General features: G+C 46.5%; 18 protein-coding genes. 5 read left to right on the top strand and 13 right to left on the bottom strand.

Features of this window, described 5'->3' with window-relative positions; translation table 11 throughout:
• The first annotated feature begins 191 nt into the window (after window positions 1-191).
• A complete protein-coding gene (locus tag F3J22_RS26000) occupies window positions 192-728 on the top strand; it encodes an RNA polymerase sigma factor (protein WP_167020924.1) in 537 nt (178 codons plus the stop codon).
• A gap of 61 nt (window positions 729-789) precedes the next feature.
• Here F3J22_RS26000 and F3J22_RS25995 read toward each other — a convergent pair whose 3' ends face one another.
• The 4 genes from F3J22_RS25995 to F3J22_RS25980 form a co-directional block, all read right to left on the bottom strand.
• Window positions 790-2,367: a RagB/SusD family nutrient uptake outer membrane protein gene (locus F3J22_RS25995; RefSeq protein ID WP_167020923.1), complete on the bottom strand. Its 1,578-nt coding sequence runs from the start codon at window positions 2,365-2,367 to the stop codon at window positions 790-792.
• A gap of 28 nt (window positions 2,368-2,395) precedes the next feature.
• Complete coding sequence (locus F3J22_RS25990) at window positions 2,396-5,551, bottom strand: TonB-dependent receptor (protein WP_167020922.1); 3,156 nt, start codon at window positions 5,549-5,551, stop codon at window positions 2,396-2,398.
• A 685-nt stretch (window positions 5,552-6,236) separates the two neighbouring features.
• Window positions 6,237-7,523 carry a hypothetical protein gene (locus F3J22_RS25985; RefSeq protein ID WP_167020921.1) on the bottom strand — a complete coding sequence of 429 codons (1,287 nt, stop codon included), beginning with the start codon at window positions 7,521-7,523 and terminating at the stop codon, window positions 6,237-6,239.
• 103 nt (window positions 7,524-7,626) lie between these two features.
• Window positions 7,627-9,753, bottom strand: a complete 2,127-nt coding sequence (locus F3J22_RS25980) for a thiamine pyrophosphate-dependent enzyme (protein ID WP_370459468.1) — start codon at window positions 9,751-9,753, stop codon at window positions 7,627-7,629.
• Between the two features lie 81 nt (window positions 9,754-9,834).
• On the opposite strand from F3J22_RS25980, the gene F3J22_RS25975 reads away from it, so the two are divergent.
• A complete protein-coding gene (locus F3J22_RS25975; protein WP_167020920.1) occupies window positions 9,835-10,269 on the top strand; it encodes a MarR family winged helix-turn-helix transcriptional regulator in 435 nt (144 codons plus the stop codon).
• 156 nt (window positions 10,270-10,425) lie between these two features.
• On the opposite strand, the gene F3J22_RS25970 is transcribed toward F3J22_RS25975, so the two are convergent.
• The 4 genes from F3J22_RS25970 to F3J22_RS25955 all read right to left on the bottom strand — a co-directional run bounded on the left by F3J22_RS25970 (window position 10,426) and on the right by F3J22_RS25955 (window position 13,363).
• Window positions 10,426-11,037, bottom strand: a complete 612-nt coding sequence (locus tag F3J22_RS25970) for a fumarylacetoacetate hydrolase family protein (RefSeq protein WP_167020919.1) — start codon at window positions 11,035-11,037, stop codon at window positions 10,426-10,428.
• A 67-nt stretch (window positions 11,038-11,104) separates the two neighbouring features.
• Window positions 11,105-11,686 (bottom strand): aminoacyl-tRNA hydrolase, encoded by a 582-nt coding sequence (gene pth, locus F3J22_RS25965; RefSeq protein WP_167020918.1) that lies wholly within the window; start codon window positions 11,684-11,686, stop codon window positions 11,105-11,107.
• 86 nt (window positions 11,687-11,772) lie between these two features.
• Window positions 11,773-12,363, bottom strand: coding sequence for a 50S ribosomal protein L25 (locus tag F3J22_RS25960; RefSeq protein ID WP_167020917.1), 591 nt, complete (start codon window positions 12,361-12,363; stop codon window positions 11,773-11,775).
• Between the two features lie 40 nt (window positions 12,364-12,403).
• Window positions 12,404-13,363 (bottom strand): ribose-phosphate pyrophosphokinase, encoded by a 960-nt coding sequence (locus tag F3J22_RS25955; RefSeq protein ID WP_167020916.1) that lies wholly within the window; start codon window positions 13,361-13,363, stop codon window positions 12,404-12,406.
• Window positions 13,364-13,622: 259 nt separating this feature from the next.
• Between F3J22_RS25955 and radC the strand changes: the two genes are divergently transcribed.
• A complete protein-coding gene (radC, locus tag F3J22_RS25950) occupies window positions 13,623-14,330 on the top strand; it encodes a DNA repair protein RadC (RefSeq protein ID WP_167020915.1) in 708 nt (235 codons plus the stop codon).
• 55 nt (window positions 14,331-14,385) lie between these two features.
• Window positions 14,386-15,372 carry a Gfo/Idh/MocA family protein gene (locus tag F3J22_RS25945; RefSeq protein ID WP_167020914.1) on the top strand — a complete coding sequence of 329 codons (987 nt, stop codon included), beginning with the start codon at window positions 14,386-14,388 and terminating at the stop codon, window positions 15,370-15,372.
• Between the two features lie 154 nt (window positions 15,373-15,526).
• On the opposite strand, the gene F3J22_RS25940 is transcribed toward F3J22_RS25945, so the two are convergent.
• The 4 genes from F3J22_RS25940 to F3J22_RS25925 form a co-directional block, all read right to left on the bottom strand.
• Window positions 15,527-16,201: a 2-C-methyl-D-erythritol 4-phosphate cytidylyltransferase gene (locus F3J22_RS25940; RefSeq protein WP_167020913.1), complete on the bottom strand. Its 675-nt coding sequence runs from the start codon at window positions 16,199-16,201 to the stop codon at window positions 15,527-15,529.
• An 86-nt stretch (window positions 16,202-16,287) separates the two neighbouring features.
• Window positions 16,288-17,337, bottom strand: coding sequence for a tRNA preQ1(34) S-adenosylmethionine ribosyltransferase-isomerase QueA (gene queA / locus F3J22_RS25935; protein WP_167020912.1), 1,050 nt, complete (start codon window positions 17,335-17,337; stop codon window positions 16,288-16,290).
• 100 nt (window positions 17,338-17,437) lie between these two features.
• Window positions 17,438-19,168 carry an ABC transporter ATP-binding protein gene (locus tag F3J22_RS25930; protein ID WP_167020911.1) on the bottom strand — a complete coding sequence of 577 codons (1,731 nt, stop codon included), beginning with the start codon at window positions 19,166-19,168 and terminating at the stop codon, window positions 17,438-17,440.
• A gap of 21 nt (window positions 19,169-19,189) precedes the next feature.
• Window positions 19,190-19,960, bottom strand: a complete 771-nt coding sequence (locus F3J22_RS25925) for an AMP nucleosidase (RefSeq protein WP_167020910.1) — start codon at window positions 19,958-19,960, stop codon at window positions 19,190-19,192.
• A gap of 190 nt (window positions 19,961-20,150) precedes the next feature.
• Between F3J22_RS25925 and F3J22_RS25920 the strand changes: the two genes are divergently transcribed.
• A complete protein-coding gene (locus F3J22_RS25920; protein ID WP_167020909.1) occupies window positions 20,151-20,597 on the top strand; it encodes a type I restriction enzyme HsdR N-terminal domain-containing protein in 447 nt (148 codons plus the stop codon).
• Between the two features lie 159 nt (window positions 20,598-20,756).
• Here the strand turns inward: F3J22_RS25920 and F3J22_RS25915 are convergent, their stop codons facing one another.
• Entirely contained in the window at window positions 20,757-22,175 is a 1,419-nt protein-coding gene (locus F3J22_RS25915) for a Glu/Leu/Phe/Val dehydrogenase (RefSeq protein ID WP_167020908.1), read from the bottom strand.
• Window positions 22,176-22,197 lie beyond the last annotated feature (22 nt).

Genomic DNA, 22,197 nt, shown 5'->3' with positions numbered 1-22,197 from the left:
TTTTAACTTTTTTTTGATGCCCCCAAAATGTCAATCCAATATCAGTGGAATATTAATTTAGTATTAAATACAAAAACCTTTTGCAGATGTAATATTTTGTTAACTTTAGCTTAATCTGCGTTATATAAATTGCAACCAATATCTAGGGCTAAGGGATGGAACAGTGTACAACTAATGAGCTTTTCATAGCTATGACTGTGGACAATGATGAAGATGCTTTCAAAAGCTTCTACAATCATTATTTTGTCCGCCTGCTTCGCTATTCGTATTCCCTCACCAGGTCAAGAGAAGTTGCAGAAGAAATCACCAATGATGTTTTTATGCACTGCTGGCAAAAGCGTACATCATTGCGTCAGATAAAAAATCCGGAAGTATATCTTTTTGTAGTTGCCCGTAACAAGGCCATCGATTATAGAAGGAAACAATCCGTTATCAGGGAAATTGTACTGCCGGAAGAAGACACTATCCAGATAGCTATCGACAGTAACCCTGAACAGCAGCTGATCTCAGCGGAAATGATCCGCAAAATGGAAAACACCATCCAGCAACTTCCCCCAAAATGTAAAACGATCTACCTGTTGATAAAACAACATGGTATGAAATATAAAGAAGTAGCTGCCATTCTTAACCTCTCCGTAAAAACAGTGGAAAACCAGCTGTCTATTGCATTAAAGCGACTCACTACCGCTATCAACTTCACACTCGAAAAAGAGGATATCCATAAATAAAAAGCAGTGCTTTCCGCGCTATGCCACGGAAAGACACTGCCTTAAACCAGTAACTTCATCACTAGTTACCGTAACCGTCGTTCTGAGGTTTGAGATTCGGATTGTTCTTCATCTCAAACGTAGGCAATGGAAAAAGCAGGTGCTTTTTCTGCAGGGCCTGACCTGAATTTTTGTTCACATGTCCTTCAAAGTTGTCGAAGTCGTTAGTATCTTCATTATACACTTTTCTCAATCTCACCATATCAAACCAGATAATTCCTTCGTAACAGAACTCATGCCAGCGCTCGCGCCACACGGCTTTTTCAAAGGAAGTAGCATCCAGTCCGGATAAAGCAGGAATATTCGCACGTGTACGCACTGCATTCAATGCCGTATAGGCAGCAGCGTTAGGTGCACCGTCCGCTTTGTTCTGTGCTTCTGCATAAATCAGCAATGTTTCTGCATACCTGATCTGCGGAACGTTCAGGTTACTGATCCCCGTTCCCGGTTGGCCTTTGGTACCATTACACACCACATCGAAGTGTTTGAAAATATACGGTGAACCTAAAGCAAAGTCGGCACCATTACCATCTACATAATAAGATGTAAAGAAGAACTGCTGTTCGTCTGTACGTTTATCCGTAGGTTCAAATTTTTTGAAAGAATTATAGAAAGAAACAGAAGGCATGGAACTACCTACCCCACTACCTTTTGCTGATATATTTTTAGGCAGGGAGTTATTAGGCAGCATCAGCGACTGTAATGGATTTTCTTCCACACCGCTGAGGTATTGTACTTCGAAAAGCTGCTCCAGCTTGTTGTTCATCGCTACGCTGTGTAAGTCGTTGTAGCTGGAGAACAGTCCTACCTGTGCAGGGTTTGCTGTGGCATAATCGATGACTTCCTTTGCTTTGTTTGCCGCCAGTTTATAATACTCTCCTCCTTTATTGAGCGGATAGCCTGCCATGGTGAGATATACTTTTGCCAGCTGTGTTTTCACGGCTGCCAGTCCTACACGGCCATTGGTATTGGTCCATGGAAGTCCGGCTGCTTCTGCATTCTGCAGGTCTTTTACAATCTGTGCATAAACATCTTCTGTTTTAGCACGGGATGGAGAGAAGTCAGGAGAAGAAGCTGTCTGCGATTTTAAAATCAGCGGGATATCACCCCAGATTCTTACTGCATAGAAATACCCCCAGGCACGCAGGAAGGAAGCTTCGCCCAGCACGGCTTTCTTCTGTGCAGAATCCATTGGATTGATGCCAGGTACTTTGTCCAGCGTCAGGTTACACTGTGCGATTTCTTTATATAAACCTTTCCACCACTGGCCTACGTGCAGGTTATCCCCGTTGTAAACGAGGCCCAGCAGGTTGTTCAGGTCAGAGTTCTGGGCTGTTCCCGTAATAGCAGTACCGGTAACGGCATCCAGCATCTGGAAGTTATTGGAGAAGATACCGGCGCCCTCTCCTATCATACGGGTACGCGAATACGCTGCAAATACGGCAGCATCTGCGTGTTCAGGAAGGGTAAAATAACTGTCCGGCGACAGGTTAGACGGATCGGTTTCATCCAGGAACTTTTTACAGCCGGTACCAGCGCCGGCAAGCATCGCACCCATCAGGCCCAGCAGGAGGTATTTATTGAAAATTGAACGCTTCATGATAATTTCTTTTTTTTAACAGAACTGTTTAGAATGCTACGTTGAGACCTACTGTGTAGGTAGTTGGCTTGGGATAATCAAAGAATGTTTGTCCCTGCGCGAAAGAATCACCGTAGGTAGTTACTTCCGGATCGTTGCCACTATACTTTGTTTTAAGGAAGAAGTTCTGAACAGAGCCGTATATACGGAGTCTTGACAGATGCATGCGCTGAATGGTTTCTGCCGGGAAGTTATAACCCAGTAACAGGTTTTTACCACGGATAAAGGAACCATCTTCTACCCAGCGGGTATCCACATTTGTAACATAACCCGCAGAAGGATCACGCGGTGCAGCAATCATGGTATTCTGGTGTTCCGGTGTCCAGTAGTTGAGTACAGATTTGAAGCTGTTGGCAAGACCGGTGCGGTCTTCGCCGGAGTGGTGCGACATATTCAATACATCATTACCATACATATACTGGATTTCCAGTGTCAGCTCCCAGTTTTTATACTTGAAGTTGTTGATAAAACCACCCCAGCCTTTAGGGTTACCATTACCGATAATCATACGATCTGCATCGTTGATGGCATGGTCGCCGTTAACATCGAGGTATTTGATATCACCCGGCAGGATAGGTTTACCACCGCGATAGTCGGAGAATTTGGCTGCTTCTGCTGCTTCTGCAGTACTCCAGGTACCCAGGCGTTTCAGACCCCAGAAAGAACCAACGGGCTCGCCTACACGAATGATGTTGGTCTGGTTGGTGAAGTTAGGTCCGCCCACGCCGAAGATATCAGCAGGTGTAGCAAGCGACAGCACTTTATTTCTGTTAAAGGAAATGTTGAAAGCGGAGTTCCAGGTAAAGTCGTGACCATTCACTACCAATGCGTTCAGGTTCAGCTCCAGCCCTTTGTTTTCCATAGAACCGACGTTCTTACGGATGGTGGTATAACCGCTGGTACTTGGCACCGGCGCATCCAGGAGCATGTCTGTTGTTTTACGGTAGTAGACATCAGCTTCCAGGTTGATCCTGTCGTGGAGGAAACCCATTTCCACGCCTGCATCGTACTGTGCTGTTTTTTCCCAGCGCAGGTCAGCATTTGCGAGGCGGCCTGTACCCATACCCTGCACTTTTGCACCTCCGATCACAGCAGCATATGTACCACTGGCAGACAAAGAAGCCAGCGAGTTATAGGACGGAATTTCCGAGTTACCGGTGAGGCCGTAGCTGGTACGGAATTTCAGGTTGGAAAGTACCTTGTTATTTTTCAGCCATGGTTCTTCAGAAGCTCTCCAGGCAAGTGCTGTGGATGGGAAGAGTCCCCATTTATTATTTTTTCCGAATTTGGAAGATCCATCCGCACGACCAGTAAAGGTGATGAGATATCTTTCTTTATACGAATAGTTCAACCTGGCGAAATAAGAGTTGAAGGCAAAGCGGCCGCGGGAAGAACCTACGCCACTGGCCGGGATGTTGGAACCTGCACCGAGGTTGTTATCTCCGAAGAAGTCGGTGGAGAAGTTCTCGCCACGGGCATTAAATCCGAACATATTGGTTTCCTGCCATGATAACCCCGCCATACCGGTGAAGTTGTGCTTTTCGTTAAAGCGTTTGTTATACGTCAGGTAGTTTTCAAAAGACCAGTATGTTTCACGGTCGTTGGCTACTACAGCGATACCTTTCTGGGTGGCAGAGATATCTATCAGGGAACGTCCGTTCCACTCATTACGGCCACGGGTAACGATGTTGGTACCTATTACAGAACGGAAGGTCAGCCCTTTCGCCAGCTGAAGGTCGGCATATACGTTTCCGAGCAGGTTCTGGGTGTTGAGGATATATTGCCTGTCTGTGAGGATTTGAACGGGGTTAGAGCCTCCTTCTGCGCCTGGGTATACTTTGTTGTTCGCCCAGGTGCCATCGGCGAATTTAACCGGTAAAAACGGCAAAGCTTCGGTAATCATACGAACAGAGTTCAGACCACCGGTACCGATGTCTACCAGGTTTTCCTCCTGATTATTATAACTGAGTGATCCACCCACACGTAACCATTCTTTTACTTTGGTATCTACCGTGAAGCGGGCAGAGTAACGTTTGAGGTAGGAATTGAGCAGCAGGCCTTCATCGTCGAGGTAGCCGAGATAGAGCCCGTACTGAGAGTCGGCATTGCCGCCGGCAAAGCCCAGCTGGTGGTTCTGCGACAGGTTATGCTGTAAAGATTCCTTGAACCAGTCTGTATCATATAATGGGTTACCACTCTTATCGAAGAGTCTTGGGTCTGTTCTTTTCAGTGCCGGGTTTTTAGCGATATAGTCGCCACGAGCCCAACCAGCGGGATCATAGGTCTGCGCATTTTTCCAGGCGAGGTCTTCTACCGCCATGTATTCCTTTGCATTGAGCATTTCCACGCGGTTAGGGCCTGGTGTGTTTTTGCCTACATAGGCATCGTAGGTAACACGGCCACCGATACCGGAGCCTTTCTTGGTGGTGATCAGGATAACACCGTTGGCGCCACGTGCACCATAGATGGCAGTAGCCGAGGCATCTTTCAGCACTTCCACTGATTCGATATCACTAGGGTTGATAAAATCGATCGCATTACTTTGCTGGGTCTGGCTACCAACGGGCAGGGCCACTCCGTCTACTACATAGAGTGGGTTATTGGAAGTATTGATGGATGAAAAGCCGCGGATACGTACTTTGGTCTGGCCACCGGGGCGGCCGGAGTTGGTATTAACCTGTACGCCCGGAATACGGCCGCTGAGGGCCTGGTTCAGGGAAGGTGCAGGGCGTTCCTGGAGCTGCGCCGCACGTACAGAGGCAACAGAACCGGTGAGGTCAGAGCGTTTCTGGGTACCGTAACCGATTACCACCACGTCCTGGAGGGATTTGGTATCTGTGCTGAGGGTCATGTTTACGGTAGGGGTATTTCCTACCAGTTTCTGTTGCTGGGTATAACCAATGAATGAGAATACGAGTGTACTTCCGGGAGCGGCATCAATGGAGTAGCTGCCATCAGGCCCTGTCTGGGTACCTGTGCTGCTTCCTTTAATCTGAACGGTTACGCCGGGTAGCGGGGAGTTATCCCTTGCGTCGAGGACGCGCCCGGTGATTTTTTTGGATTGGGCGGCCGCCAGCAATGTTATGAGTAGCAGACAGCTGCTCATAAGTATTGATCGCAGCGCGAATGTCGATTTCTTCTTCATACATTTTGGTTTTTAGGTTTTGACACACCTGCAAAATCGATTTAGCAAAAAGGGTCCGGTCATCCCGGCATAGCGGTGATGAGATAGGGAATGAGGATGTTGATTCATACCTTAACGGTATAAAGCACGGACTACATTTTCGTTTAGTCGTTTAAGTTAGATCAGGATTGAATAGTGTTTTTTAGTGTTCATTTTTTAGTTGATAAATAATGGAATTGAATCACTATTGCAGAAAGACCAAGTGCCATACGTGGAAATTAATAACCTGGCCTTCCGCAATAATATTGGCATTAACTTAAAAATTGGCAAAAAAATCCCCTTATGATCAACTAGTGACCATACTTCCAGATATCTCTGAAAAATCGATTTAGCACTACAGTGACGCTAAAACAGATTGACGGAATTTTTTACATAAAAAGATAAAATTTAAATGATTATCAGTCTTACAGCATTTTCGTGGAATTACGACGTATTCGTTGCTACTCAAACTCTTTCAGTTCCCTGATGCAGTAGGTTTTTAATAAAATCCGATGATGGTCCAAGCAAAACTAATACAGAATCCGGGTTTCACATTCGGCTATATTCTAGATAAAAATATAACTATTTCCCAATAACTAAAACGTTTTTGCAACTTTTTTTATAAAGAAAATATTTTTCTTTCCTGCTCAATATATTACTAACATAATTATTTCCACTGGCGTAGTAACGCAGGCAATCCTTCCTGGTTAAAAATAATCCTGCCTATCTTCAAAGACGACCATCCCTCCTTTAATTGATAGGTAAATCGTGGCCACTCTCCCTCCAGGTTACAATCCATATAATAGGTCAGCAGACGCGAATTAATTTCCAGCAAAGATTCCAGCTGGTGCAGATGTGTAGAGATAATAAAAAAGCCACCAGGCGCCGACAGCAACCCACTGATCGTCTGCAATGAAATATCTGTCGCATCGTCCACATTAGTGCCCCTGAACAACTCATCAAAGACCGCAAAACAGCAGGCGCCGGCAGTAGCCCGCTCTACCACAGATTTCAACTGCTTTACCTCCATCATAAAATGACTGTAACCATTCATTAAGTCATCACTCAGCTGAATGAGCACGTCTATATCATCGAAGTAGGGAATCACACAACTGGCTGCCGGCACCGCAAGCCCTGCATGCGCCAGGAACACACAAATACCAATTGATTTCAGCTGCGTCGACTTCCCGGACATATTAGGCCCTGTCAGCAATAAAACCCTCCCGCTCCCCTGCACCGAATTCTTTACCGGCTGCTTAATCCCCGGATGATAAAAATCCAGCAATGTAAACTGCGTGGCATCAAATACCGGGAAAGCCATATTATTGGCCATAATCGCCGCTGAGATAGATATCCAGGCTTCCAGTTCATTAAATGCCTGCCAGAAGATCAACCAGTCGCCCCCGGTGATCTCTTTCGTAAACAACAATACCAATTGCTGCACCATCCGGGGTTTTATTTCACCCGCCCTGCAAATCATCACATATTTTTCCGGTGCTATCTTTTCCAGCAGGCCCCGCATATGTACCAGCTTTCCACTTAAGGGAGCTGGCAAACGCTCCGGTTTGATCACCGTAAAATATTTACGGAGATGATCCAGAAAGATGACAACCTGACTAACGCCACCGGCTAAACGCAAAAATTCATTCCTGGATTCTTTTCTGTTCATCAGTTGCCATAGCCACCCGTTGGAAACAGATAAATCCAGCTCCTGCAGCTGCCGGAGAAAAGTCACTACCTCCGTATAATCGTAAGGGTTATAATCAAATTGTAAACGATGGTATTTATGTTGAATAAAAGCCTTCGGGATGGCCTGTTTCTCCAGTATTTCCCCTGTAGAGCCGGGCAAGCTGGTCACGATATCCAGTAACATCTCCCGCGCATCCGGATTGCGGGTTTTATCGTACAGTGGCAACAGGTATTTTCGTAATTCGAGGTCTTTAATGTTGTGCATCAGGGATCGTTTAGCGCAACATGGACAGCAGTAACTATGCCGAAAAAAGGCAAAGTCGTTACCAACTTTGCCTTTTTATATCTGGATAAATAGAGGATAGATTTTAATATGCCAGCAGTTCTGCGATCAAGGCAGCCACCTTATCAGGATTAGGCAGCATGGTGGCTTCCAGGTCTGTATTCAGCGGTACGCAAGGCAGGTCAAGTGCCCCCAGCGTATATACCGGCGCATCCAGCTCTTTAAAGCATGCATGTTGTATACGGCCGGCCAGCGCCTGTGCAAAAGAGTTGTTAAGCTGCTCTTCCGTTAAGACCAGGCATTTACCATGTTTACGAACGGTATCAAATACCAGTGCTTCATCCAGCGGAAATAAGGTACGCAGATCAATAATTTCCACATTACCAGCAAAGGCTTTGGCAGCGGCTTTCGCCCAGTAAACGCCCATACCGTAAGTAATAATACACATCGATCTTCCACTGGCCACATCTTTAGGGTGCGCCGCCTGTACCACAGCCCCTTTGCCCAATGGCAGCACATAATCAGCAGCAGGCTCGATCGTCATCGCTTCTAAGGTGCCAGGTACCTTACTCCAGTACAACCCTTTGTGCTCCAGCATTACAACCGGATTAGGGTCCAGAAAGGCAGCTTTCATCAGCCCCTTCATATCCGCGGCATTGGAAGGATATACGATCTTAATACCTTTGACAGTTAACAACGTAGATTCCACACTGCCGGAGTGATAAGGCCCACCACCACCGTAAGCCCCGATAGGCACACGTATCAGTGTTTGTACAGGGTATTTTCCATTGGAGAGATAACAGGATTTTGCTATCTCCGTTACCAGCTGGTTAAATCCGGGGAAGATGTAATCCGCGAACTGCACTTCTACAATTGGCTTCACGCCTACGGCCGACAAACCAGCAGTAGAACCGATAATATAAGCCTCCTGTATTGCGGTGTTGTATACACGATGTTCTCCGAATTTATCGCCCAGGGTGGCTGCTTCGCGGAAAACGCCTCCCAGTCTGCGTCCTACGTCCTGACCAAACAGGATCGCTTCCGGATAGCGCTGCATAATTTCTTCAACGGCATGGAGTGCCGCGTCTACCATTACTACTTTGGCGCCATTTGCCGGCGTACGATCACCACTTTCTGATGTCACGGCAGCAGGTGCAAACACATGGTCTGTAACCGTGTTAACATCAGGTGCAGCAGCAGCAACAGCATTATCAAAAGATGCGCTGATAAAGGCCACCGCCTCTTCTTCTATTTGTTTCAGTTCCTCTTCCCGAATGCCACGTTTCAGCAGCAGCTGTTTCAGCTTGGGAACAGGATCATTTTTAGTATGCATTTCCAGGTCATCTTCACCACGGTACCATTCTTTACGTACACCACTTGTATGGTGTCCTAACAATGGTACAGTAGCCAGTACCAGTATAGGTCTGCGCTCATGACGTACATAGTTGATGGCTGCGGCCATGCCTGCATGGGCTGCCTCGTAGTCACTACCGTCAACGCGCATACGTTCCAGGCCCTTAAAACCGGCGGCGTATTCATAGGCGTCCATGGCGCGGGTTTCGGCGGCAGTAGCAGAAATTCCCCATTCATTATCCTGTACCAGGTAGATGATCGGCAATTGTTTCAGCACGGCAAACTGCAATGCCTCACTCACCTCTCCTTCTGTAACACTGCCATCGCCCAGTGAACATACCACTACCGGCATTTCGCCATCAGGGCCTGTTTTCAGGAGGTCCGACTGTACCTGAGCCAGGTATTGAAGTCCTTGTGCCATCCCGGTAGCCGGAATTACCTGCATACCTGTTGCACTGCTCTGATGTGGGATCTGTGGCCTGTCGGGGCGGTTGCTGCTGGGGTGACAATAATACGAACGCCCGGCGGAGAAGGGGTCATCGGCTTTGGCGAGCAGCTGCAACATCAGTTCATAGGGGGTGAACCCCATGGCCAGCATCATGCTGTCGTCGCGATAGTAAGGGCTTACATAGTCCCATGGATGTAACTGCAGTCCCGTCGCAATCTGGATGGCTTCATGCCCTCTGGAGGTAGAGTGCACGTATTTGGTAATGGGTCGGTTAGCCTCGTAAATGGCTGCCATTGCAGCGGCTTCCGACATCAGCCTGTAGGCCCGTAACAGCTCATCCTGACCACTCATATTCTTCTTCCCGGTGGCTGGTTCTTTTAAAGTTGATGTGCTTGTACTATCTTTAAACACAATAAGACTGTTTTGGTGTAGAATATGGAAGAAGCAAATTAGTTGCTATAACAACTATTGCTAAAGCAAATATAAAGAAATATGATTGATACTTTCGTCAGTAATCCATCTTTTTTTAAGCTGGATGCTACGCTCAAAAAACTGCGCAATTATTGGCAGAAGGAGTTCGATGCCAGGCAAAAAGATATTACAGTAGATCAATGGTTGCTGGTAGAAAATCTTTATAAACACAAGAAAACTACGCACAACGAGCTGGCCCGTAATACCTCCAAGGACATTACGACCATTTCACGTATTATAGAGTTGCTGGTAAAGAAGGGATTAGTACAAAGGGAAGCGGATAGTACCGACAGGCGAAAGGTTTACCTGCAGCTCACCCCTGCCGGTGTGGAAAAGTACAAGGATGTAAAACCTATGGTACATGAAATGCGTAAAGTGGGGTGGCATACGCTGACGGAGCGGGATTACCAGGAATTGACGCGGATACTGGATACTATTTATGCCAACGTACCTTAATGGAAAGCGCCGCTGGCGCTTTTCTTTTTTCAGGTAGATGATTAGTGCGAATCCCCCGGAAACAATAAAGGATGCCAAAGGCATCCTTTATTGTTTCCGGGGAAATAACCCGCACCTGCGGTGCTGGTTATTTCCCCGGGATAATCAGCAAAAAAGTTATTTAACAGCAAACTCCAGCAGGCTATCATCTTCGATAAAAGCTTCGAAGCTATCACCGATAACGGTAGGCCCAACGCCGGCAGGGGTGCCGGTGAAGATAAGGTCACCGATATTCAGTGTGAAAAACCGGGAGATATATGCCACCAGGGAGTCGAAAGAAAACAGTAAGTCCTTCGTATTTCCCTGTTGTGCCAGCTCTTTATTTTTATAGAGGCAGAAATTGATATCTTTTTTGTCCATTTCCGGTGTAATCGGGATGAACTTGCCTACGATCGCTGAATTATCGAAAGCTTTGGCAATTTCCCAGGGCAGGCCCTTGGCCTTTTGTTTGTCCTGGAGGTCACGTGCGGTAAGGTCTATCCCTACTGTAATGGCATCGTAGTACTTGTCGGCGAATTTTTCCTGAACATGCTTACCGTTCTTGCAGACCCTCAGTACCAGTTCACATTCGTAATGCAGATTGCTGGTAAACTCCGGATAGTAAAATGGGTGAGTATTCTGAAGCAAGGCATTTTTCGGTTTCATGAAGATAACCGGTTCAGTGGGTACTTCATTATTCAATTCTTTGGCATGGTCGGCATAGTTTCTACCTACGCAAATAATTTTCATAATGCGCTTGTTTTTAAAGGTTAAATAAAGCAGTTAACTGCCATATTTACAAATTTTCTTTACAGATTTATTTAACTGACGGGTAAGTTAAGTTATTAAATGCATTCATGGTACGGGGCAGTCCGGCAAACGCGAAACTTTCGATGATCTCGGTACATTTATCGATTTTCTCCTGCACGATGGCTATTTCATCGTGTTTCCACTTACTTAATACGAACTCTGCCTGACGTCCCTTAGGGTAATTATTTCCTATCCCGAAACGAAGGCGCGGGTATTGATTGGTAGTAAGTGAATCCTGGATGCTTTTAAGACCGTTATGGCCGGCATCGCTGCCTCCCGGGCGCAAACGCATCACATCCAGCGGCAACGCCAGTTCATCCAGGATAACCAGGATGTTTTCCAGCGGCACCTTTTCTTTATCCATCCAGTATTTAACCGCCTTTCCACTGAGGTTCATGTAGGTGGTAGGCTTAATAACGATAAAGGTTTTGCCTTTCCATTTCACCTCTGCCACATCTGCCAGGCGGTCGTTATGGAAAGTACCTTTATGATGGGCGACGAAGGCATCTACCACGTCAAATCCTATGTTATGACGGGTATGCTGGTACTCCGTACCTATATTTCCTAATCCTGCTATTAAATATTTCATTGTATTTATTATCAACAGGTATATAATTAAAAAGGGCCCATCTCTGAGTAGAGACAGGCCTTTTTTGAAAAATATTTCTAAAAAGATTATTTCTTTTTACCTTCTTTTTCAGCAGCTGATTCTTCCTGACGCAGCTGACGGGTCATCACTACAGAAGCGATAGGAATACGTGGAGAGTTAACGATCTCAACACCTTCCAGTTTCACGTCTTCTACGCGGATGTTACCGTTCAGCTCCAGGTTATCGATGTTTACTTCGATATTTTCAACCAGGAATTTAGGCAGTGCTTTAACTTTCAGCGCTTTCAGTTTAGAAACCAGTTTACCACCGGCTTTAACACCTACTGACTGACCTACCAGTTTGATAGGAACGGTCACGCTAACTGGTTTATCTTCTACCAGTTCCATGAAATCGATGTGAGCCAGTTCGTCTGTAACAACGTCGAACTGCAGATCTTTAACTACTGCACGGTAAGTTTTTGCGCCCAGTTTAATTGCTGCAACTTGGAAAGCGGCAGTGTAAACCAGGTTTTTGAATGCTTTTGCAGGCGCTGAAAAATTTACAACTTCTGCACCCCCGTAAATAACGCAAGGCACTTTTTCCTCAGAACGAATCTGACGGGTGGCTTTTTTGCCGAATTCGCTCCTGAGTTCTCCTTCGATGGTTATTGTGTTCATTGTTTAAACAATTTATATTGATTATAAAAATACGTTGTTATCAGTCTCCCCTGCGCTGGCTATGAATAAACAGGCTGGTGATAGATTTATTCTCATGCATATTGCGGATGGCAACCGCGAAGAGGTCAGCAACTGAAATTACTTTGATCTTCGGACTGGATTGCTTCAATGGAATCGTATCACATACTACCATCTCTTCCAATACTGAATTCTCGATATTTTCATACGCCTTACCGCTGAATACAGGGTGGGTACAAAATGCACGTACACTTCTGGCGCCTTTTTCCTTCAGGAGGTTAGCTGCTTTGGAAAGCGTACCCGCAGTATCGCAAATGTCGTCAATGAGCACAATATCCCTGTCTTTCACGTCTCCGATTACCACCATGGAAGCGATTTCATTCGCTCTCTTACGGTGCTTATCGCAAATCACCATTTCCGCGTTGAAATAGGAAGCGACCTCACGCACACGATTGGTACTACCTACATCAGGGGACGCAAAGGTAAGATTTTCCAGCTTTAATTGCTCTATATAAGGAATAAAAATCGCAGAACTATCCAGGTGGTCTACCGGGATATCGAAGAAGCCTTGTATCTGCGGAGCATGTAAATCCATGGTAATCACCCTGTTAGCACCTGCTGCTACCAGCAGATTCGCTACCAGCTTGGAACCGATAGCCACACGGGGCTTATCTTTCCTGTCCTGGCGGGCATACCCGAAATAAGGTATTACCGCTGTGATGTATCCTGCAGATGCACGCTTAGCCGCGTCTATCATCAACAGCAATTCCATCAGATTGTCGGACGGAGCGCTGGTTCCCTGTACCAGGAAAACATAATCACCACGAATACTTTCCAGGAATACCGGCTGGATCTCGCCGTCGCTGAATTTCTGGATTTTTACTTTGCCAAGGCTGTTAACACCATTGCCATATCGTTTGGCAATTTTCTCGGCCAATGCTGAATTACTGTTGCCAGTGAAGATTTTTACTGAAGGTTGCATACTAGTGGGAAAGAGGATGCAAAACTATGATTTTTTGAGGGTAACAGCAGCAATTTTTCATATAAAATTAATATAGACAAATAAACACACACATAATCATCTCACAATTAATAATATAAATATATGATAGGCCAACGCATTTAATAGCTGCCTATATTTCTCCCCTACCCCCTGAATAGAAAAAATATGGCAGTAAAAACTGGAAAGCGGAACTTAGTTCGGGCGAAAAATTGTAACTTCAGCTAAACAGGTCATCCAGATGTTTGTAACCATTAACCCCGCTCCCCACGTGGCCATTAAACATTGGCCAGAAGCCGATAAACCCAGAGAAAAACTCATGGACAAAGGCGCCGCCATACTCAGCGATGCTGAACTGCTGGCAATTCTCCTCCATACAGGCCATCATCAAAAATCAGCCATAGATCTGGCAAGAGAAATACTGCGTCTCGCAAAAAATAACCTCTCCGAGCTGGGACGCATGAACGTCAGGGATCTACGTAAACTTAAAGGCGTCGGCAACGCCAAGGCCGTCACCATCGTAGCCGCCCTTGAACTCTCCAGGCGCCGGCAGGCAGGATATATCCACAAAAAAAGTATCGTCTCCAACGGCGAACAAGCCGCCCTGTTCTTTAAACCCCTGCTGGCAGACCAGTACACAGAATCCTTCTATGTCATGTTCCTCAGCAACGCCTATAAAGTACTGCACACCCGCTGTATCAGCACCGGCGGCATGTGCGGCACCACCGTAGACCCGAAAATAATCTTCCGCGAAGCACTCGAAGTCCATGCTACCAAAATGATCCTCTGCCATAATCACCCCTCAGGAAGCCTGCGCCCAAGCCAGTCCGATGTTTCCATGACCAGGAAAATAAAAAATGCCGCCAACCTGTTCGACATTGAAGTGATAGACCATATCATCGTTTCCGAAACAGGCTTCATCAGCCTCGTGGAAGAAGGGGTGATTTAATTCGCTACAAATGCCTAAATGTGATTAATTTCGCGTCAATTTATTCAGATCCAATATGCTCAAAATAGCACTGTTCGGGGTAGGACACCTGGGGAAAATCCATCTTTCCCAGCTAACCACCATGAAAGATGTAGAAGTTACAGGCTTCTATGATCCTAGTGACGCCAACGCTGCCAGCGTGGCTGAACAATATAATATTCCACGATATACTTCTGCTGAAGAACTGATCCAGGCCGTAGACGCTATCGATATCGTAGCCCCTACCACCCTGCACTTCAACCTTTGCGAAATGGCTATCCGTAACGGTAAGCACATCTTCGTGGAAAAACCAATGACCAACACCATCGACGAAGCCAAAACACTGGTGAAACTCGTGGAAGAAGCCAATATCAAATTCCAGGTAGGCCACGTTGAACGCTTCAACCCTGCATACCTCGCCCTCAAAGGTTATGACCTCAACCCAATGTTCATTGAGGTTCATCGCCTGGCCGAATTCAACCCACGCGGTACCGACGTTTCCGTTATCCTGGACCTCATGATCCATGATATCGACATCGTGCTCAGTATCGTTAAATCTACCGTTAGCCGCATCTCCGCCAGCGGTGTTGCCGTTATGAGCGACACCCCGGACATCGCCAACGTACGCATCGAATTCCATAACGGATGCGTTGCCAACCTCACCTCCAGCCGCATCTCCCTGAAGAAAATGCGCAAAATGCGCCTCTTCCAGAAAGATGCCTACATCGGTATCGACTTCCTCGACAAAAAATCAGAGATCATCAAGCTGAAAACGCCTGCTGATGAAGGTAAATTTACCCTCGATATCGAAACCAACAGCGGCAAAAAAACCATCGCCATCGATAACCCGGAAGTAAAACAAACCAATGCCATCCGCATGGAACTGGAACTCTTCCGCGACAGCATCCTGCAAAATAAACCAGTACCTGTCAACGTGGTAGACGGCCTGCAGGCAGTTGATGTAGCCCACCAGATCCTCCATAAGATCAATAAAACACTGGCGGAAGCGCAAACAGCGAAATAATTTCATCTTACTATAAAATCAAAAGAGGGAATGTCTATCTGGTAGACATTCCCTCTTTTGGTATATGAACTCTCATTGCTTTTATTTGCCAATGATACCTTCGGTATCATTGGGATGGTTCCGCGCTGCGCGCGGTGGGCTCCCCCGAAGTTATTTATTCTTCCAGCAAAGCTTTTGCTATCACTAAGTCCAGCGGCTTCGTAATCTTAATATTTGCCTCCTCGCCCGGCACCAGATGCACGGCATGTCCCAAACGCTCTGCCACCGTAGCCTCATCCGTAAACAAGGCATCATAGGGCAAATCAAAGGCTGGCAGCAAAATTTCTGACAGGAAAGTCTGCGGTGTCTGAATGATCTTATACCGCTCCCTGTCTACCGCTTTGTTCTTCTCCCCATCTATCTCTCTTAAACTATCTTTCATATCTATTACCGGAATCGCCGATCCATGGCTAAGCGCAGCCTCATAACAGGTACGGATCAGCGTAGTGGATACCAGCGGCCTCACCCCGTCATGTACAAACACCACGGCATGATCGCCCACTTGTCTTAACCCGTTCTTTACGGAATGAAACCTTGTTTCTCCGCCCTTTACCAATGTAACGTCCGGTTTCTCTTCAAAATGGGCCAGCACTTCTTCTGCCATATGGAAATGGGCTTCCGGTAATACCAGCACTATGCGCATATCTTTAAAGGAGGCGGCAAAAGCGGCAATAGTATGGTACAGAACAGGCTTTCCGGCCAGGTCCAGGAATTGTTTGGGGATAGCGCTCTGCATACGTGAACCGGAGCCTCCGGCAACTATGATGGCTACTTTATTACGCTGTTCCATGGGAATATTGATGCTATTGCAATATAAAAACAAAAAAAAATCCCACCGGCATAAAGCAGATGGGAATTTTTAAAACTGAGTTTTTATCAGAGTATCAGCATGGCATCACCATAGCTGAAGAAACGATATTTCTCTTTGATCGCCTGTTGGTAAGCTTCCATCACCAGATCATAACCGGCAAAGGCACAGGTCATAATCAGCAGACTTGTCTTAGGCAGGTGGAAGTTGGTTACCAGGGCATTAGGAATAGCGAAATCATAAGGAGGATGGATGAAGGTGTTTGTCCAGCCTTCAGCAGCTTTCAGATGATTTTGCGCAGTTACGGAAGATTCTACGGCACGTACGGAAGTAGTACCGATAGCGCAGATTTTGCGGTTTTCTTCTTTCGCTTTGTTGACGATTTTAACCGCATGCTCGTCGATGTGGAAGTACTCAGCATCCATTTTGTGTTTGCTCAGGTCTTCTACTTCAATCGGGCGGAAAGTACCTAAACCGGTATGCAGCGTTACTTCAGCAAATTTAACACCTTTGATTTCCAGGCGTTTGATCAGCTCGCGACTGAAGTGCAAACCAGCAGTTGGTGCAGCAACAGCGCCTTCGTATTTAGCATAAACAGTCTGATAACGCTCCTTATCTTCTTCTTCAGGCTTACGTTTGATGTATTTAGGCAGCGGCGTTTCACCGAGGGTGTCCAGTACTGCTTTGAACTCATCATCATTACCTTCAAATAAGAAACGGATGGTACGACCTCTGGAGGTAGTGTTATCAATTACTTCTGCAACCAGTGATTCGTCGTCACCGAAATACAGTTTGTTACCCACACGGATTTTACGTGCCGGGTCAACGATTACATCCCATAAACGATTTTGCTTGTTCAGCTCACGCAGCAGGAAAACTTCAATCTTTGCGCCTGTTTTCTCTTTACGACCATAAAGGCGGGCAGGAAATACCTTTGTATTGTTCACAATCATTACATCCTTGTCGTTGAAGTAACCCAGGATGTCTTTGAATACTTTGTGCTCAATTTTACCGGTAGCACGGTGTACAACCATCAAACGTGATTCATCTCTTGTTTTAGAAGGATGCTGTGCAATGAGGTTTAAAGGAAGGTCGAATTTGAACTGTGATAGTTTCATATTACGGTATGAATAAATTTTTTTAAGTGCGCAAAAGTACGGATTTTTCTCTACTCTATCAAAAATTGAATATAATTATTTATAGTCAATAATTTACATATTATATCCCCTTGGGAATGGCATTAATCAGCTCCTGCGTATACGGGTGCTGCGGTTGCCGGTAAATACTGTCTGCATCCCCCATCTCTACCATCTTACCTTGCCGCATTACCAGCATATTATCGCTGATAAACCTTACCACCGACAAATCATGGGAAATAAAAATACAACTGAACCCGAATTCGGCTCTCAGGTTGATCAGCAGGTTCAATACCTGTGCCTGAATACTGACGTCCAGCGCTGCCACCGACTCATCGCAGATAATAAAGGCCGGATCTACGGCCAATGCCCGCGCTATCACCACCCGCTGGCGTTGTCCGCCGGAAAATTCATGGGGGTAACGATTAAAATGTTCCGCTGATAAATTAACCTTCTCCAATAACTCCATTGCCTTCTGACGCTGTTGCTTTTCATTACCATAAAGGCCATGTACCTGCATGGGCTCCATCAAAGCCCCGCCTATGGTCATTCTGGGGTTGAGCGATGAGTAAGGGTCCTGAAAGATCAGCTGGATATCCTTGCGCATATTCCGCATGGCGGCTGCCGATAAACTTCTGAGATCCTGTCCTTTATAAACAACAGATCCCCCGGTTGGTTCTATCAATCGTAATATGCTCCGGCCAAGCGTGGTTTTACCACAGCCGGATTCGCCTACCAGTCCCAGGGTTTCGCCTGTTTTCATGGAAAAGCTGACATCGTCCACCGCTTTCTTCCATTCCAGTACCTTGCCGGTAATACTCTTTTTCGCCGGAAACCAGGTTTGCAGGTGATGAACTTCCAGAATAGGCGAACGCTGTTCCAGCTCCGCTTTTCTGGCAACTATTGCCTCTGGCGTTAAGGTCAGCTTATTCAGTAATCCATTGATATTATCGTGTGTAACGTCGCTGCCCATAAAGTCCTTCACCACCGGCAGCCTGCTCAGGCGCCTGTTCAGTGGCGGCCTGCAGGCCAGCAGCCCTTTGGTATAGGGATGTGAGGGATGATGGAAAACATCGGCCACAGGCCCGTGTTCCACAATATTGCCTTTATACATCACCATTACCCGCGAGGCTATTTCGGCCACCACCCCCAGATCATGGGTGATAAAAAGCACGCTCATGTCCATCTGTACCTGCAGCTCTTTGAGGAGATGCAGGATGGCTTTCTGCACGGTAACATCCAACGCGGTAGTAGGCTCGTCGGCGATGAGCAGCTTAGGTTCGCAGGAAATAGCCATGGCAATCATGACACGTTGCTTCTGGCCGCCGGAAAGCTCATGTGGATAACTATCCATGATCCTGGCGGGGTCAGGGAGTTTTACCCGGGCAAATAATTCCCTGGCCTTTTCAGCTGCTTTTTCAGGAGAGATATTTTTATGTAGACGGATGGCTTCCGTTACCTGGTATCCGCAGGTGAGCAGCGGATTGAGGGAGGTCATAGGTTCCTGGAAGATCATGGCAATTTCATTGCCACGATAGGAACGCACGGCATCAGGAGAGAGCCGGAGAAGATTGACGGGCGCGGCATCTGCCGCATAATAATTGATTTGACCGTTTTCAATCCTGCCGGGCTCCTGTACCAGTTGCATTAAGGAGAGTGCAGTCACTGATTTACCAGATCCTGATTCTCCGACAACGCCTACAATCTCTCCTTTTCCAATGGTAAAGGAGATCTTGTTGACAGCTGTAGTAATATTGGTTGCTGACCTGAATACGACTTCCAGGTCCTTAATCTCTGCCCGCGTTGATTGCATAGCGGGAAGATACAACAAATCCTAGAAGCGAAGGTGTTTCACTGTCTGGTGACTTTCGATCAGCTTCTGCAGGGATTCGATACCGATTTTCAGGTGACGTTCTACGAATTTGCCGGTTACTTTCTTATCGCTTTCTTCTGTTTTCACACCTTCCGGGATCATTGGCTGGTCAGAAACGAGCAGCAGTGCACCGGTAGGAATTTTGTTGTAGAAACCAACGGAGAAGATAGTGGCAGTTTCCATATCAACGGCCATCGCACGGATTTTTTCGAGGTAGGCCTTGAATTCTGCATCATGTTCCCATACACGACGGTTAGTAGTGTAGCAGGTACCGGTCCAGTAGTCATGTCCGCTATCACGAATGGTAGTGGAAATAGCCTTCTGGAGGGCGAATGCAGGGAGTGCAGGCACTTCTGCCGGGAAGTAGTCGTTAGAGGTACCTTCGCCGCGGATAGCTGCGATAGGCAGGATCAGGTCACCGATCTGGTTCTTCTTTTTCAGTCCGCCACATTTTCCGAGGAATAACACAGCTTTAGGTTCTATGGCCGTAAGCAGGTCCATTACGGTTGCAGCACCCGGACTACCCATCCCGAAGTTGATGATGGTGATATCGCCTGCGGTAGCGCATTGCATTGGTTTTCCAATACCAACGATTTCGACGCCATTCCATTCGGCGAACATAGTAAGGTAATTGCTGAAATTCGTAAGGAGGATGTGGGTTCCGAAGTTCTCTAACTTTTCTCCTGTGTAGCGGGGCAGCCAATTAGCTACAATTTCTTCTTTTGTCTTCATAGCTTTTTGACAAGCAAATATAAGGCATTTCCGGGAGATTTCAGCGGAGGTGCCTCCGGCACTTTTTCTTTTCACGCAAAGCAGCATAAGGAGCAAAGCAGCATAAGACCTGCGTTTTGTTGTTTTTGAGGGTTTTAGGCAGATGAGTTTTGCAGATTATTTAACTTTGAGATAATAATTCCTGTAGATAGTGATAAACATAGTATTTCCTGAGCCGGATTTTAAGGTAATTAAAGAAGATGGTAAAACGTTGATATTTGACCGTTTCAGGAAGCGGTATGTAGTGCTGACACCGGAAGAATGGGTCAGACAGAATTTCCTGCAATACCTGGATAAGGTAATGAAATACCCTACTGCCCTTATTGCTATCGAAAAAGAAATCTACCTGGGAGAATTAAAAAAGCGCTTTGATATCGTGGTCTATAACCGGGAAATGACCCCCTGGATGCTGATCGAATGTAAGGAAATGGAAGTTCCCCTAACCCAGGCCACACTGGAGCAGGCTGTCAGGTATAATATGGTACTGCCGGTACAATACCTTACTATCACTAATGGCAACAATACTTATTGCTGCACGTATAACAAGGATCAGGCGCAATGGCAGTTTCTCCCTGAACTTCCCTCCTATCATATCTAAATAAGGCGGCATCTACCTAAAACAAACAACAAAACGCAACTTGTATAAACAACAAAACGCAGGTCTTATGCTGCTTTGCCCCTTATGCTGCTCTGCGTGAAAAAAAAGCGCCCCGGAAAAACGGAGCGCTTCTGCATAATATAATCTACTGTAATAATATCAAGGGAAGATACCCAGTTGCTCGTAGGCGGCGCCCACTTTATTGATCGCGCACACATAAGCAGCGGTACGCATATCATGGATCTGCGGGTTGTTGACCATAACGTCACGTACTTCGTGTAAAGCGGTGTGCATGGTTTCTTCCAGGCCAGAGTATACCAGGTCCACCTCATCAGCGCCATGGGCAATGAATTTCCTTTCTTTATCGGAAACTTTTTTGCCGGTCAGGTCTTCGATGGTCTGGAGAATGTGGATGTTCATATTTTCATCGAAGCGTTTGCCCAGACGTCCATAACGAACATGGCTAAGATTTTTCAGCCATTCGAAATAGGAAACGGTTACCCCGCCGGCGTTGAGGAACATATCCGGCACCACGATCACCCCTTTTTTATTGAGGATTTCGTCTGCTTCCGGTGTCAGCGGGCCGTTGGCAGCTTCACCGATGATCTTTGCCTTTACGTTGGGAGCGTTATGTTTGTCGATAACGTGTTCCAATGCAGCAGGGATCAGGATTTCGCAGTCCAGTTCGAGGCCGTCGGTATTTTTGTTGAGATTGGTAGAACCAGGGAAGTTATTGATAGAACCGGTTGCTTTTTTGTGTGCCAGTACATCATCCGGGTTGAGGCCATTTTCGTTGAAGATGGCGCCATCCCATTCGATGAGGCAGATTACTTTAGCACCTGCTTCATGGAAGTATTTGGCAGCGTGGTAACCTACGTTACCCATACCCTGCACAATGACTCTTTTACCTTCTATGCCGGTTGGGAGGCCGAGTCGGTCCATGTCTTCCTTGATATTACAGAGTTCGCGGAGGCCGTAGAATACCCCTAAGCCGGTAGCTTCTGTTCGACCGCGTACACCACCCTGGGAAACGGGTTTACCGGTTACACAACCGTAGCCATCAATTTCACCTGGGCGTAAACTCATGTAGGTATCGAGGATCCAGCTCATTTCGCGTTCGCCGGTACCATAGTCAGGAGCGGGAACATCTGTGCCCGGGCCAATAAAATTTTTCTTTACGAGTTCCGCAGTATAGCGGCGGGTGATGGATTCCAGCTGGAATGGGGTATAATTGCGGGGGTTGATTTTGATACCGCCTTTGGCGCCACCAAAAGGAACGTTAACAATGGCACATTTGTATGTCATCAGGGAAGCGAGTGCCATTACTTCATCCTGGTTTACCTCTTCACTGAAACGGATACCACCTTTACATGGCAGTTTGTGGTGAGAGTGCTGTACACGATAGGCTTCAATTACCTGAACGGAATCGCCGATCCTTACCGGGAACTTGATCTGGTAAACGGCATTGCAGGCTTTAATCTGCTCCAGGATACCCTTGTCCCATTTGGTGAATGCAGCTGCTTTGTCAAAGCTTCTTTCCACGCTGTGGAAAAAGCTATAATGCTGATCTTGCGGCATATTATATTGTTTTGGTATAACG

This window comes from Chitinophaga sp. Cy-1792, assembly GCF_011752935.1.
Lineage (GTDB): Bacteria > Bacteroidota > Bacteroidia > Chitinophagales > Chitinophagaceae > Chitinophaga.
Note: the sequence above shows the minus strand (reverse complement) of the source record. Positions and strands in the feature narration are given on the sequence as shown.